General features: G+C 69.0%; 14 protein-coding genes. 3 read left to right on the top strand and 11 right to left on the bottom strand.

The genetic code is table 11. The features are described 5' to 3' along the window. Nucleotides 1-147: 147 nt before the first annotated feature. The 3 genes from fadD5 to G6N14_RS16825 all read right to left on the bottom strand — a co-directional run bounded on the left by fadD5 (nt 148) and on the right by G6N14_RS16825 (nt 2,921). Nucleotides 148-1,728, bottom strand: a complete 1,581-nt coding sequence (gene fadD5, locus G6N14_RS16815) for a fatty-acid--CoA ligase FadD5 (RefSeq protein WP_109559832.1) — start codon at nt 1,726-1,728, stop codon at nt 148-150. A 233-nt stretch (nt 1,729-1,961) separates the two neighbouring features. Continuing rightward, nucleotides 1,962-2,402: an SRPBCC family protein gene (locus G6N14_RS16820; protein ID WP_085136031.1), complete on the bottom strand. Its 441-nt coding sequence runs from the start codon at nt 2,400-2,402 to the stop codon at nt 1,962-1,964. A 36-nt stretch (nt 2,403-2,438) separates the two neighbouring features. Further along, nucleotides 2,439-2,921: an acyl-CoA thioesterase gene (locus G6N14_RS16825; protein WP_085136030.1), complete on the bottom strand. Its 483-nt coding sequence runs from the start codon at nt 2,919-2,921 to the stop codon at nt 2,439-2,441. A gap of 14 nt (nt 2,922-2,935) precedes the next feature. On the opposite strand from G6N14_RS16825, the gene G6N14_RS16830 reads away from it, so the two are divergent. Next, the gene (locus G6N14_RS16830) at nt 2,936-4,051 is read left to right on the top strand and encodes an alcohol dehydrogenase catalytic domain-containing protein (protein WP_085136029.1); all 1,116 of its coding nucleotides are present in this window, start codon (nt 2,936-2,938) and stop codon (nt 4,049-4,051) included. On the opposite strand, the gene G6N14_RS16835 is transcribed toward G6N14_RS16830, so the two are convergent. From G6N14_RS16835 to G6N14_RS16865, 7 genes are read right to left on the bottom strand one after another with little or no spacing between them, the layout of a single operon-like run. After that, entirely contained in the window at nt 4,032-5,534 is a 1,503-nt protein-coding gene (locus G6N14_RS16835; protein ID WP_085136028.1) for a flavin-containing monooxygenase, read from the bottom strand. The two genes, G6N14_RS16830 and G6N14_RS16835, sit on opposite strands and share 20 nt — an antisense overlap. Further along, nucleotides 5,516-6,247, bottom strand: coding sequence for an SDR family NAD(P)-dependent oxidoreductase (locus G6N14_RS16840; RefSeq protein WP_085136027.1), 732 nt, complete (start codon nt 6,245-6,247; stop codon nt 5,516-5,518). Before G6N14_RS16840 ends, G6N14_RS16835 begins: the two co-directional genes overlap by 19 nt. Then, nucleotides 6,244-6,993 carry an HpcH/HpaI aldolase family protein gene (locus G6N14_RS16845; protein ID WP_085136026.1) on the bottom strand — a complete coding sequence of 250 codons (750 nt, stop codon included), beginning with the start codon at nt 6,991-6,993 and terminating at the stop codon, nt 6,244-6,246. The genes G6N14_RS16840 and G6N14_RS16845 overlap by 4 nt, the downstream gene beginning before the upstream one ends. Further along, complete coding sequence (locus tag G6N14_RS16850) at nt 6,990-7,958, bottom strand: zinc-binding dehydrogenase (protein ID WP_085136025.1); 969 nt, start codon at nt 7,956-7,958, stop codon at nt 6,990-6,992. Before G6N14_RS16850 ends, G6N14_RS16845 begins: the two co-directional genes overlap by 4 nt. Before the next feature lie 3 nt (nt 7,959-7,961). Next, the gene (locus G6N14_RS16855) at nt 7,962-9,137 is read right to left on the bottom strand and encodes a cytochrome P450 (RefSeq protein WP_085136085.1); all 1,176 of its coding nucleotides are present in this window, start codon (nt 9,135-9,137) and stop codon (nt 7,962-7,964) included. Between the two features lie 50 nt (nt 9,138-9,187). Then, nucleotides 9,188-9,904: an NIPSNAP family protein gene (locus G6N14_RS16860; RefSeq protein ID WP_085136024.1), complete on the bottom strand. Its 717-nt coding sequence runs from the start codon at nt 9,902-9,904 to the stop codon at nt 9,188-9,190. Further along, entirely contained in the window at nt 9,904-10,458 is a 555-nt protein-coding gene (locus G6N14_RS16865) for a hypothetical protein (RefSeq protein WP_085136084.1), read from the bottom strand. Before G6N14_RS16865 ends, G6N14_RS16860 begins: the two co-directional genes overlap by 1 nt. Before the next feature lie 158 nt (nt 10,459-10,616). Between G6N14_RS16865 and G6N14_RS16870 the strand changes: the two genes are divergently transcribed. Beyond that, nucleotides 10,617-11,312, top strand: a complete 696-nt coding sequence (locus G6N14_RS16870) for a DUF427 domain-containing protein (RefSeq protein WP_085136023.1) — start codon at nt 10,617-10,619, stop codon at nt 11,310-11,312. Here the strand turns inward: G6N14_RS16870 and G6N14_RS16875 are convergent. After that, entirely contained in the window at nt 11,307-12,206 is a 900-nt protein-coding gene (locus G6N14_RS16875; RefSeq protein ID WP_085136022.1) for an acyl-CoA thioesterase, read from the bottom strand. The two genes, G6N14_RS16870 and G6N14_RS16875, sit on opposite strands and share 6 nt — an antisense overlap. A gap of 82 nt (nt 12,207-12,288) precedes the next feature. On the opposite strand from G6N14_RS16875, the gene G6N14_RS16880 reads away from it, so the two are divergent. Then, a complete protein-coding gene (locus tag G6N14_RS16880) occupies nt 12,289-13,155 on the top strand; it encodes an SMP-30/gluconolactonase/LRE family protein (RefSeq protein ID WP_407663175.1) in 867 nt (288 codons plus the stop codon). Nucleotides 13,156-13,164 lie beyond the last annotated feature (9 nt).

A 13,164-nucleotide genomic window follows, 5' to 3' on the forward strand; every position in this document is an offset into this window, starting at 1 on the left:
CAAGTGCCTTTGGCGACCATCGGACCATACCTGATGGCTCCGTGAGAGGAACATTGAACGGGCGGAACCTACGCGCGTTTCCTACCGGGCAGTAACGCCCTGCCACCTCACTGATCGCCATAGTGAAAGCCCGTGCACCTATTCGGTTCAGCGGCCCGAACCGAACTGTGTTCGCAGTTCGGTTTTGAGCACCTTGCCCGCCGGGTTGCGGGGCAGGGCCACCACGATCTCCAGTGCCTTGGGGTGCTTGTAGCGCGCCAAGCGCTCGGTCATGAACACCTCGAGCTCGGCTAGGGTCAGCCCCTCGCGGGACAATGCAGCGACCGCCACCGGCACCTCGCCCCACCGTTCGTCCGGGCGGCCGATGACGGCCACCTCGACGATGTCCGGGTGATCGGCCAGCACGTTCTCCACTTCGGCGCAGTACACGTTCTCGCCGCCGGAGATGATCATGTCCTTCTTGCGGTCGACCACCCAGACGTAGCCTTCCTCGTCCATGCGGACCAGGTCTCCGGAGTGGAACCAGCCGCCGGCGAAGGCCTCTGCGGTGGCCTGCGGGTTGTTCCAATAGCCGCTCATCAGGGTGGGCGCCCGGTACACGATCTCGCCGACTTCACCGATGGGCACGTCGTTCATCTGCTCGTCGACAACGCGGGCGCTGACCGTCGGGATCACGGTGCCGACCGAACCGAGCTTTCTGATGGCGTCCTCGCCCAGCAGGATGCAGGTCACCGGCGACATCTCGGTCTGCCCGAAGGCCGCCAGGATCTTGGTGCCCGGGAAGGTCTCCGCCATCTGCCGCAGCAGGGCATCCGAGGCCGGCGCCGCGCCCCACGACATGGTTCGCAGACAGATGTCTCGCGGGTTGGCCTGCTGCTCGGCGCAGACCGCCTGCCACTGGGCCGGCACCAGGAAGATCCCGGTCACCCGCTCGGCGGCCAGCACGTCGAGCAGTTGGCCGGCGTCGAACGCCCCGAGCGGGTTGATGACGGTCGGGATGCCCAGCCACATGCCGGGCAGCAGGTTGCCCACCCCGGCGATGTGGAAGAACGGCACCCCGATGAACGCCACGTCGCCGGTGCCGGTCCCGGAGGTGTGCAGCGCCGTCATCGTCTGGCCCAGCAGGTTGGTGTGGGTGAGCACCGCGCCCTTGGGCAGGCCGGTGGTCCCCGAGGTGTAGATGATCAGGGCCGGGGAGTCGTTGGGGATGTCGACCGGCGCGTGCGGTTCGCCGGTCTCGTCGATGAGGTCTTCGTAACCGATCAGACCCGCATCGATGTCACTGGGAGCACCGGCCACCACCACGGTCTCCAGCAGCTCGGTCAGCTCGCGCACGCCGGTGGCGACCGGCACCAGCGCCGGTTCGGTGATCAACACCCTGGCTTCGCAGTCGCTGACCAGGTAGGCGATCTCCGGCGGGGTGAGCCGGAAGTTCACCGGGACCGCGATTCCGCCGAGCATGTTGGCGGCCAGCACCGACTCGACGAACTCGGTGCGGTTGAGCATCAGGATCATCACCCGATCGCCGGCGCGGACCCCGCGACGGCTCAGAGCGTCGGCCAGCGCCGCGACCCGGTCCCGCAACTGGGCCCAGGTGGTGGTCTGGCCGAGGAAGCGCAGCGCCGTCGCGTTCGGCTGCATCAGCGCGTGCCGGTCCAACTGGTTGACCCAGTTCTGTCGACGAGCACGGTACGGCTGCTCGGCGGGATCGACGGTTGCGTGGCTCAATTCGGATCTCCCGCTTCGTGTTGACGACGACACACGGCTTCGCCGCTTAATCGACGCTGAGGGTACGGCGCCGACCCGCTGCGCCCGGCTTCGCCGCGCTTGCGATCGACGCTGAGGGTACGGCGCCGACCCGCTGCGCCCGGCTTCGCCGCGCTTGCGATCGACGCTGAGGGTACGGGTACGGCGCCGACCCGCTGCGCCCGGCTTCGCCGCGCTTGCGATCGACGCTGAGGCTAGCCTGCCGCGAGTGCTTCGGCGCGCCGTTTGAGATTGTCGGCCAGATAGTCCAGGGCGTTGTTGAAGGCCTTCTTGAGCATCGGCTTGGGCACCGGCATCTCGGTCTCGACATTCATGTCGACGGTGAGCAACGTCGTGGGACCGATCTCGACCACGGAGAACAGCTGCTCCTGCTTGCTGAACAGGTCACCCTGCTGCAGGACGGTCTGGATTTGGGTCTCGCTGGGGTAGTACACGGCCTGGATGAAGGTTCCGTCGAAGCCGGAGTAGGACGCGTCCAGGCGCAGCTGGCTGGGCCGGCCGTCGTCGTAACGGGCCAGCACCCAAATCCCTTTGACCTCTTCGTTCCATTGTGGATACGCCTCGAAGTCGGCCACGATACCCATGATCGTGGCGGCGTCGGCGGCGACTTCAACGGTCTTGCTCACGAGCGGCACCCGCCGAGCATAGCCACCGGCCGGACAACCGCCGAGCTAAACCTGGGCGGTGGTCAGCAGCGCGCGGATACCGTCGGGAATCGGCACGGGCCGCCGGGTGGTGCGGTCGACATAGACGTGGACCCAGTGCCCGAGCGCGGCAAGCGGCTCCCCCGCTGCGGTCTCGGCGCCGCGGTCGTCCGGGGCCCGGAACACCGCGAGCCGGTAGGTGACGCTGCTCCGCCCGAGCCGGGTCACGGCCAGCCCGACCGCCAGCCGGTCCGGGAAGGCGAGTTCGCCCAGAAAGCGGCAACCCGACTCGGCCACCACCCCCAGCTGCGGTGCGGCGACCGGATCGATGTCCACATGGGCGGCGATCCAGCCGTTGATGGCGGTGTCGAACAGCTGGTAGTACACCGCGTTGTTGAGATGGCCGAACATGTCGTTGTCGGCCCAGCGGGTCAGCACCGGCCAGTGCACCGGGAAGTCCTGGCTGGTCAAGCCTTCCGGCGCGGGCGGGACCGCTGCGTCCGAACTCATGGTTGTATTCCAGCATGACCACGATCCGCGGGGCGGTGCTGGAGCGGATCGGGGCGCCGCGCCCGTATGCCGCCTCACGCCCGCTGACGGTGGCACAGGTGGAGCTGGACCCGCCCGGGCCGGGCGAACTGCTGGTGCGGATCGAGGCCGCCGGAGTCTGTCACTCCGATCTGTCGGTGGTCGACGGGAACCGGGTGCGACCGGTGCCGATGCTGCTCGGCCACGAGGCCGCCGGCATCGTCGATGCGGTCGGTGCGGGAGTCACCGCGGTGCGAATCGGACAGCGGGTGGTACTGGCCTTCCTGCCCCGCTGCGGCGCCTGCCCGGCGTGCGCCACCGACGGCATGGCGCCGTGTGAGCCCGGCAGCGCCGCCAACGGCGCGGGAACCCTGCTCGGCGGTGGGCTGCGCCTGCACCGCGGCGACCAGACCGTCTATCACCACCTCGGGGTCTCCGGGTTCGCCACGCATGCGGTGGTCAACCAGGCGAGCGCGGTGCCGGTCCCCGACGACGTACCTCCGGCGGTGGCGGCCCTCCTGGGCTGCGCGGTGCTGACTGGTGGCGGTGCCGTGCTCAACGTGGGCCGTCCGGGCCCCGGTGAGACCGTCGTGGTGGTCGGGCTCGGCGGGGTGGGGATGGCCGCGGTGCTGACCGCACTGGCCTACGACGAGGTGCAGGTGGTCGCCGTCGACCGGCTGCCGGACAAGCTGACGGCCGCGGCCGAGCTGGGCGCGCACCGGACGTACACCCCCGAGCAGGCCCTCGCCGCCGGCGTGCGCGCCCCGGTGGTGATCGAGGCGGCGGGGCACCCCGCCGCGTTGGAGGCCGCGATCGGCCTGACCGCGCCCGGCGGGCGCACCATCACCGTCGGCCTGCCGGCTCCGGACGCCCGGATCAGCGTGTCGCCGCTGGGGCTGGTCGCCGAGGGCCGCTCGCTGATCGGCAGCTATCTGGGGTCAGCGGTTCCCGCGCGCGACATCCCCCGTTTCGTCCAAATGTGGCGGGCCGGCCGGCTTCCGGTGGAGCGCTTGGTGTCGTCCATCTTGCCCCTGGAGCGGATCAACGAGGCCATGGACGCACTCGCCGACGGCGTCGCTGTGCGGCAGATCATCACCTTCGGTCGGCCCTGACCGCCGGTTCGAAGGTGAAGTCGGCGGGCCGGAACCTGCGGGTCATGGCCCAGAAGGCACCGGCGCTACGCGGCCACTGCGTCACCACGCGTCCGTTTGCCGCCCGAAAATAGTTGCTGCATCGGGAGGTCCACACCGTGTTGCGCATCCACCGGTCGACTTTGGCGATGAATTCCGTCAGCGCGGGGGGCCGCACGGCGACATAGGACTTGCGGGTACGCCGCAGATGCTTGAACACCCGCACGATGTACCGCGCCTGGGCTTCCAGCACGAAGATCACGCTGTTGGACCCGACGTTGGTGTTGGGTCCGTAGAGCATGAAGAAGTTGGGGAAACCGGGCATCGCCATACCCAGATAGGCGCGCGGCCCGTCGCGCCAGGCCTGCTTGAGCGTGGTTCCCCCCTCACCGGTCACCTCGATCTGACCCAGGTAGTCCGCGGCCGCGTACCCGGTGGCGCAGACCACCACGTCGACTTCGCATTCGGTGCCGTCCTCGGCGACCACCGATCGGGCACGCAACGCTGCGGCCGGGCTGTTCACCACTTCGACGTTGGCGCGGGCCAGCGCCGGCAGGTACTCCGAGGAGAAGACCAGACGCTTGCAGCCCAACGGGTGATCGGGCGTGAGCTCCGCGCGCAGGCTCGCGTCGGAGATGTTGGTGTCCAGCAGTTTTCGCGCGACATCGGTCAGCTCCCGGGTCCTGTCGCTGCCGCTCTCGATCACCGAGATGTTCGCTTCGCTGCGCAGCCACAGCCGCAGCCGATACAGCCGCTTGGCCAAGGGGACGCGGGCGAATACCCAACGCTGCAGCGGCGTGTAGGGACGGTCGGGCTTGGGCAGGATCCAGGTGGGCGACCGCTGCAGCGAGTACACCTTCTCGGCAACCTCGGCCAGCTCCGGCAGCAGTTGCGCCGCAGTCGAACCGGTCCCCAGCACGGCGACCTTCGCCCCGGCGATCGGCACCGAATGGTCCCACCGCGCCGAGTGCATGACGGTGCCGGTGAAGGGCTGCTCTTCGAGCAGATCCGGCAGCACCGGCCGGGTGAACAGGCCGACCGCCGAGACCACCGCGTCGAACCGGTACTCGGCGCCGTCGCGGGCACCCAGGCACCACTGGCGCCGGTCTTCCTCCCAGCGGGCCGAACAGATCTCCGTGCGCAGCCGCAGGTGTTCGGTCAGCCCGTGCTCGGCGGCGCAACGCTCGAAGTAGGCGAGGATCTCCGGCTGCTGCGACCATTGCCGCGACCAATGGGCGTTCAGGTCGAAAGAGTAGGAGTACAGGTGCGACCTGACATCGCATGCCAACCCCGGATAGGTGTTGATCCGCCAGGTTCCCCCGACCCCGTCCTCCCGGTCGAAAATGGTGAAGTCGAAAAAGCCCGCACGCCGCAACAGGATTCCCAATGCCAGGCCGCCCGGACCGGCGCCGATGACGCCGATCGACAGCCCCTTTCCGGGCAGCCTCACCGGATCTGCAGACATTGGCCGCCGTCCACGATCAGTTCGGCCCCGGTGATGAACGACGCGGCCTGCGAGACCAGAAATGCCACCGCATCGGCCACCTCGCCGGGGCGGCCGATCCGGCCACTGGCCGCCACCGCGGCCAGTCGCTGTTGCGTGACGTCGTCGAGCATCGGGGTGGAGATCGGCCCGGGAAACACCGCGTTGACCCGGATTCCCGCCGGGGCCAGTTCGGCGGCGACGGTCTGGGTCAGCCCGCGCAGCGCCCATTTCGACGAACCATAGGCACTGTGCTGGGGGAACGGGCGGATCGCCCCGGTGCTGCAGGTGTTGACTATGGCGGCACCTTCGCACTGCCGCAGCTGCCCCAGAACCGCTTGGATGCCCAGAAAGGGGCCGAGGCAGTTGACCCGCCAGGCCCTTTCGAAGTCCTCGGGGGTCTCGTCGGCGATCGGCGCCCGGTGCAGGGTCCCGGCGTTGTTGATCAGCGTCGTCAACGCGCCGAACCGGCGCACAGTGGCGGCCACGGCAGCGTCCCACTGCTCGGGGCAGGTCACGTCCAGCTCAATGCCGATCAGCGCGTCGTCGTTGCGCGCGGCGACGGCGGCATCGAGCTCGGCCCGGTTCACGTCGCACGCGGCCACCGCGAATCCTTCCGCCCGTAGCCGTTCTGCGATCGCCCAGCCCTGGCCGCGGGCCGCACCGGTGACCAGGGCCACGCGTGGTTGACTCATCGGCCCCTCGCCTCGTCGAGGTGGTCGGCGGCTCCGCGCCGCAGTGCCTGCGACTCCGCGGCCAGCGTGATCATCTGGTATCCCAGGCCGGCCAGCGCCGCACCAGCGGTGCCCGAGCCGGCGTGAATCGCCGCTGTCACGCCCGCCTCGGATGCGGCGCGCTGAATCCGGGCCATCGCTGTCAGCATGCCGGGATCCGTGGTGGCCCGGCCGACGTCGACCCCCATCGAGATGGCCAGGTCGGCGGGCCCGACGTAGACACCGGCCAGTCCGGGGACCGCGCAGATCCGCTCCAGGTCGGCCAATGCCGCTGCGGTCTCGATCATGGCGAACACGTCCGCGCGCGCCTCCAGGGCACCCAGGTCGCGGCCCAATGCGGCCCGCAGGGGCCCGAAGCTGCGGTTGCCCGCCGGCGGATAGCGGGTCGCGGCGACCGCGGCCGCTGCCTGTTCGGCCGTCTCGATGAGCGCCACGATGACTGCGTCGGCTCCGGCGTCGAGCACCCGGCCGATGGGGGCCGGATCGGCGTTGGGCACCCGGACCGCCGTCGCGATCGGCAGGTGCTCGGTGTACCGCAGCATCGAGGCGATCCGGGCGTCGTCGAGGTAGCTGTGCTGGGCGTCGAAGCCCACGTAGTCGTATCCGGCGCGGGCGAACTCCTCGGGCCCCAACACCGTTGGACCGGTGATCCAGCCGCCCCAGAGCGGTGCCCGCTGCGCCAGCGCGTCGCCCAACGCCGACATCATGCGACCATCGCAATCTTGACGCGGCCTGGAACCGGTCGTGCCGCCAGCTCGAAGGCGTCCTGCGCTTGGTGGCAACCGAAGACATGGGTGACGTAGTCGCCCAGCAGTTCGGGATGGTCGGCGGCGAAGCGGGCTGCGGCCGACAGCATCCGCCGACGGTCGTGGGTGATCCCGGAGATCAACGTCAGATTGTTGCGCAGCATGGCGCGCATGTTGATCGGATAACTGTCGTCGTCGGGGACTCCGAAGTAGAACACCGTCCCGCCGGGTGCGGCGGCCTCGATGGCGTGGCCCAGGGTGGCGACCTGGTGGCCCACCGCCTCGATCACGATCTCCGGCCGGTCGGCGGGGTCCAGGTGGCGCAGCCAGCGGTCGCTGGTCGCCTGGACGACGGAGTCGACGCCGAACGCGGCGGCCACATCGCGGCGGTCGACCGGGTCCACCCCGGTGACCCGACGTGCGCCGGCGGCTTTGGCCACGACGCTGAACAGCAGGCCGATCGAGCCCTGACCGATCACCGCGACGTGGCGCCCGGCGAGGTCGGGCAGCTGTTCGACGGCGTAGAGCACACAGGCCAGCGGCTGCAGACCCACCGCGCGGGCGGGATCCAGTGCTGGGTCATAGCCCAGCAGCCCGTCGCCGTCACTGACCACCCGCTCCATCAGGCCGTCGAAGCCCGACGCCCAGCCGACGACGCGGTCTCCGGGCCGATGCTGTGGATGCCGGCTGACGATGACGTCGCCGACGATCTCGTGGATCGGGAAGCCGAGCTTCTCGGCGGCGCCGGCACCGTCGTCACCGGGCAGCCTGCCCTGTGCGCCGCGAAAGGCCGGCAGGTCGCTGCCGCACACTCCGGCAGCGACGAACCGCAGCAGCACCTGGCCCGGGCCGATCTGTTGTTCGGCGGGTTCGGCAACCTCGACCCGCTCGAACTGATACGGCGCGATCAACCGGTGTGCCCACATGTCCTACACCTCCACCGGAATGCTGTTCCAGCCCCACTGGAAGCTGGACGGCAGCCTGGTCGCGCCGTCCTCGATGATGCGGTACTCCCCGACACGGCGCAGCCATTCCTGCACCAGGACCGTGACTTCCAGCCGGGCCAGGTGATAACCGATACAGAAATGCTGTCCGCGCCCGAAAGCCAGCGACCTTTCTATCTTTCGGTCCCAATGGAATTCGTCGGGATCGGGGTACTGGCGCTCGTCCCGGTTGGCCGATGCCAACAGGGCGATGATGCGCTGACCGGGCCCGATCGTCCTGCCGTGCAATGCGAAGGGTTTGCGGGCGGTGCGGGCGAACCATTGCGCGGGGGCGCAGTAGCGGATCATCTCCTCGCGTGCGCGCGGCACGGCGCTGGTGGGATCCGACCGCACCGCGGCCAGTTGGTCCGGCCGGCGGGCCAGCTCCCACAGTCCGTGCGCCACGATTTTGGGTACCGTTTCGGTGCCGCCGATGAAGATGCACAGCAGTTGCGTGGCGGCTTCGACATCGTCGAGGTCGCTGCCGTCCGGTAAGCGGTAGGACAGCATTCCGTCGACGATCGGCAGTGCGCCGCGATCCCGCGCGGCGCGGCGGCGCTGCACGGCCGGGATGAGGTACTGCAGATAGTTGGGCCGCGCCGCGGCCGTGTCCACCCCGCTGCCGGCCTGCGCGAGGCTGCCGGCGTTGACCGCGGCCAGCACCTCCGCGGCGAGGTCGGTGGGAATGCCCAGTAGTTCGCACACCACCTGGGCCACCACTATTCCGCCATAGTCACAGGTCAAGTCGAAGCGGCCGCGCGGAAGCAGTTCATCGAGCCGCTGGTTGGCCAGGGCACGCACGCGGTCTTGCCAGTCGGCCACCGACCGGGGCCGGAATGCCGGCGACTGCAGCCGACGGATGTCGTCATAGATCGGCTTGTCGAAGACGGCGTGAAAGGGCAGCGGATGCAGGGGCGGGTCGGGTACCGGACCGCTGTTGTGGTGTGCCAACACACTAGCCGCCGGCAGGGTGCCCTCGGAGGCCACGAAGGTTCCGTCGCCGACCGCCAGCGCCTCCCAGATGTCGTCGAATCGGGATAGTGCGTAGAGATCCCACTGCGGCACGTAGTAGAGCGGGTGGCGGTCGCGCAGCACGCGATAGTACGGCAGCGGGTCGGCCATCACCGCCGGATCGAAGGGGTCATAGGAGAACTCCGGGGCCGCAACGCTTGTCACGTGTTGTCTCGCTGTAGCGGCGAGGGGGGCAAGGCCTGCAGGATCGAGTCCTCCCAGCCGTCACGCAAGGCGGGGGCCACACTCATCCAGGTCACGATCTCGGCCGGCGGATGGTCTTTCCACGACGGGTAGTGCTCGGCGAAGCAATCCCATCCGCCGTCGAGCGCCCAGTAGTGGATGACCTCGTTGAAGCGGAACGTGGTGGTGAACGAACCGAGCCAGCGCTTTCCGGTGCGCTCCGACCACGGCACGTACAGCCGCTCCAGCTCGCGAATGTAGTCGTCCTGGCGACCGGGCTTGGTCTGCATGATTTCCTGAATCACCACGGTCGCGTCGAAGCCGGATTCGCACAACGCAGACAGCGTCTTGTTGCGCGGCCCCGGATACATGATGCGGCCCTCCCCCGAGGCACCGATGCCGGCCAGGTAAGCCGACCAATCGGCCGCGGGTTGGGCGTGGCTGCCGCCCCGGCTCTGTGCCCGCCCGATCCGGGCGTAGTCGGCGAACGCGTCGATCTCCCAGATGACGGTGACCTGCGGCCAATGCCCGTTGTAGGCGGTGGACTCCCACAGTCCGAAGAGGCGGGCGCCGAGCTCGGTCATCATGGGCTGGTAGGTCTCGGTGAAGTTGCGGGTGAAGTCGCCGCTGGTGCCGCGGCCCAGATCGATCGTCTCGTGCAGATACAGCAGGGTGTGGTCGTAGTACTTGCGCATCAGCCGACCGAGACCAGATCGGAAGTCACCGGCAGGCAATGACTCTGGTCGCTACGGAATCTCTCCGGTCCGTCGATGCGCGCCACCTCCCCGCCGGCGGCGGCAAGCGCCCGACGTTTGAACGCCCGTCCCGCCACGGAGGGCGTGTGCTGGACCGTGCGCAGCCGGCGATCCAGCTCCAGCGTCGCGGGCCGCCCCCACACCACGAGCTCCGTCAGGCTGCAACGCAGCGCCTGCTGCACCCGCTGGTGGATCCGCGCGTCAGCGCGGAGCGCATCGGCGGCCACCGCCAGGGCGTGCCCGGGCGGCTCGCACTCGGGCGCGGCAAGGTGGGCCTCCAGGTCGTCGGCGGTCAGACCGAGGATCTGCAACGGCCGCAGGTCCAGGTGCGCGGGCACCAGCACGCGCACGTCCCAGCCGGTCGCCGCCCGCTGATACAGCCAGCCGCCGGCGCTGTGCACCAGGCCGGCGACGTCGCGGGCGATGACGTCGAGTCGGTAGCGCAGACACTGATCGCGCGCCGAGGAACCAAGGGCCGCAGCGGTACTCGTCATCACATCTTCCCAGCTCGTCGCGAGGACCATCAGACGGTGCCGCCGGTCCGACGAGCCCGGTCCGTCCGCGCAGCACAACTTCCGGTGATATTACAGTTGGAGCAGAATTTGTAAAGTCGAATTCGGCGGAACACGACTGGGGCGAGGGGTGAGGGCACGTGAGTCTGGTTGCCGGAGATGGTCCGCTCAGCACTGAGCGGGCCGGTTGGTTCGCGCCGGAGATCACCGGCGCTTTGGTCTACGTCGAGCCGCATCCGCGCCGGGTGCAGGCGATCCGCGCACAGCGCTGCGTGATCGACACCGAAGAGGTGCTGCTGGTCCATCGCCAGGGCGAGCCGTTGAGCTACGCCTTTCGCGAGGACGCCGTTCGCGGGCTGCCGTATCGGGCGCTGCCGGAGGCGCCCGGCTTCGTGCAGGTCGCCTGGGACGCCGTGGACACCTGGTTCGAGGAGGGCCGTCAGCTGGTGCACTACCCGCCGAACCCCTATCACCGGATCGATTGCCGCCCTACCCGGCGAGCCTTGCGGGTCGAGGTCGCCGGCATGGCACTGGTGGACACCGACGACACGGTCATCCTGTTCGAGACCGCCCTGGCCCCACGGCTCTACGTCACCGCGAACCACGTGCGCACCGACCTGCTGCAGGCATCGACGACGTCGACGTATTGCAACTACAAGGGCTACGCCAGCTACTGGAGCGCGGTCGTCGGCGACACCGTCATACCGGACCTGGCGTGGGCCTACCTGGACCCGCTCCCCGAAAGTGCAGCCATTTCCGGGCTTTTCAGCTTCGATCTGTCACGGGCAGCCGGTTTCGCCGAGTTGCCGAAACCGGCTGGGCGTCTGCCGCTATAGCCGCGAGTGCTCGGCGATGGTGTTGTCGCTGGTACGCAATGGCCGGATCAGGCCATCCTGGGCGAAGGAGGCGATGAGTTCGCCCTCCTCGGTGTGCACCGTTCCGCGAACGTAGGACATGCCCGCGCCCACCTGCGTGCTCTCGTGACTGTAGAGGAGCCAGCCGTCCCAGCGCACCTGCTCGTGGAAGCTCACCGTGACGGTCATGGGAGCCGTCGACACCGTCACGTGCGACTGGCTCGTTCCGATCCCGGCATGCGCGCGCATCGTGGTTGAGATCCCCAAATGTCCTGTGAAGTAAGCGATCAGCGCCTTGGCGAGATCATCACGGGCAGGAATAGGGTCATAGTGCAGCCAGGCGTAGAGCTCCGGGGGCCCAACCTCGTCAGGACTGTTGACGTCCACCACGTCGACAAGGCGCACCTCTCGTCCAGCCATCGGCATGGCGCAGGGGTTGGCCTCCGCCGGGGCGGTGACGTCCGGGCGGGGAAGGTGGTGGGTGATGATGTCGGCCGACGGCACATCGGCGAGCACCGTGATGGTTGCGCAGCGTTTGCCGTTCTGCAGGACCGAGATCACCGCGGCGGCCGTGGAGCGCCCCTCGCTGACGACATCGATGGCGTATTCCGCCGGCGGCCCCACCAGAACAGCCCGGGCGAACACCGCGTGCACCGATCGGATCGACTTGTCCGCGAACCGTTGCGCCGCCGCCATGATGGCCTGCGCGACCAACTGGGTGCCCTCCACCACCTGGCGCTCGTCCCCACCGGCCAGCCCGGTGGCGCCGACGAAGCGGTCCGGACCGTCGGCAACCACCTCGAACAGGTCCAGCAGGCCGCTTACCGACCAGTGCGTCGCAGGGGAAGTCTCGGTTGTCGCGGATATTTCAGACATTCCGCGAGCGTGACATTTTGGGCGCATTTTGTAAAGTGTGTGCAAGCCGCGCCCAGGGCGGCCGGACAGGAGGGCGACAGTGTTGGGTTTCGCCGAGACGGGTTCGCAGCCAGCCGTGGACGCCTCGTCGTCGACGCCGGCGCCCCTGGCGGGCGGCTTCTGCTTCGGGGAAGGGCCCCGCTGGTTCGAGGGCTTGTTGTGGTTTTCGGACATGCTCGGCGAGGCGATCCACACCGTCACGCTGAACGGCTCGATGACAACGGTTCCCCTGCCGGGCCACAGCCCCAGCGGGTTGGGCTTCCGGCCGGACGGCACCCTGCTGGTCGCCTCGGCCGCAGATCGTCAGGTGCTCTGCTACGACGGCGACTCGGTCACCACGCTGGTCGATCTGGCTGACCGCGTGCCGGCCGATCTCGGCGACATGGTGGTGGACGCGGCCGGCCGCAGCTACATCGGGTCACAGGCCCCCTCCGGTGGGGTGCTCGTACGCGTGGATCCGGACGCGAGCGTGCGCATAGTCGCCGAGGACCTCGACTTTCCGAATGGGATGGTGATCTCCCCGGACGGGACCACGCTGACCGTCGCCGAATCGATGGGCCGTCGGCTCACCCGGTTCACCATCGACGCCGACGGCGGACTGCAAGCCCGCCGCACCTTCGCCGACGGGCTGGACGGACCACCGGATGGCATCGCGCTCGACGCCGCCGGAGGGGTCTGGACGGCGATGACGCTGGCGAATCAGTTCGAACGCATCGTCGAGGGCGGCATCGTGACCGACCGCATTGCGACCGGCGGCCGGGCCGCGATCGCCTGCGCGCTGGGCGGCCGCCAGCGCCGCACCCTGTTTCTGCTGACAAGTCCCAGCGCCTACCCCAAGCGGCTGATGGGGACCCGCGACTCACGGCTGGACACGGTGACCGTGGAGATTCCCGGCGCCGGATTGCCCTGAAAGAGATGC

This window comes from Mycolicibacter hiberniae (genome assembly GCF_010729485.1).
GTDB lineage: Bacteria > Actinomycetota > Actinomycetes > Mycobacteriales > Mycobacteriaceae > Mycobacterium > Mycobacterium hiberniae.

Bases quoted from the DNA above. Each gene is read 5' to 3' on its own strand.
- G6N14_RS16865 (WP_085136084.1), bottom strand. From the start codon at position 10,458: ATGACGAGTACCGCTGCGGCCCTTGGTTCCTCGGCGCGCGATCAGTGT.
- G6N14_RS16835 (WP_085136028.1), bottom strand. From the start codon at position 5,534: ATGTCTGCAGATCCGGTGAGGCTGCCCGGAAAGGGGCTGTCGATCGGC.
- G6N14_RS16850 (WP_085136025.1), bottom strand. From the start codon at position 7,958: ATGTGGGCACACCGGTTGATCGCGCCGTATCAGTTCGAGCGGGTCGAG.
- G6N14_RS16825 (WP_085136030.1), bottom strand. From the start codon at position 2,921: ATGAGTTCGGACGCAGCGGTCCCGCCCGCGCCGGAAGGCTTGACCAGC.
- G6N14_RS16845 (WP_085136026.1), bottom strand. From the start codon at position 6,993: ATGATGTCGGCGTTGGGCGACGCGCTGGCGCAGCGGGCACCGCTCTGG.
- G6N14_RS16855 (WP_085136085.1), bottom strand. From the start codon at position 9,137: ATGGCCGACCCGCTGCCGTACTATCGCGTGCTGCGCGACCGCCACCCG.
- G6N14_RS16875 (WP_085136022.1), bottom strand. From the start codon at position 12,206: ATGTCTGAAATATCCGCGACAACCGAGACTTCCCCTGCGACGCACTGG.
- G6N14_RS16860 (WP_085136024.1), bottom strand. From the start codon at position 9,904: ATGCGCAAGTACTACGACCACACCCTGCTGTATCTGCACGAGACGATC.
- G6N14_RS16830 (WP_085136029.1), top strand. From the start codon at position 2,936: ATGACCACGATCCGCGGGGCGGTGCTGGAGCGGATCGGGGCGCCGCGC.
- G6N14_RS16840 (WP_085136027.1), bottom strand. From the start codon at position 6,247: ATGAGTCAACCACGCGTGGCCCTGGTCACCGGTGCGGCCCGCGGCCAG.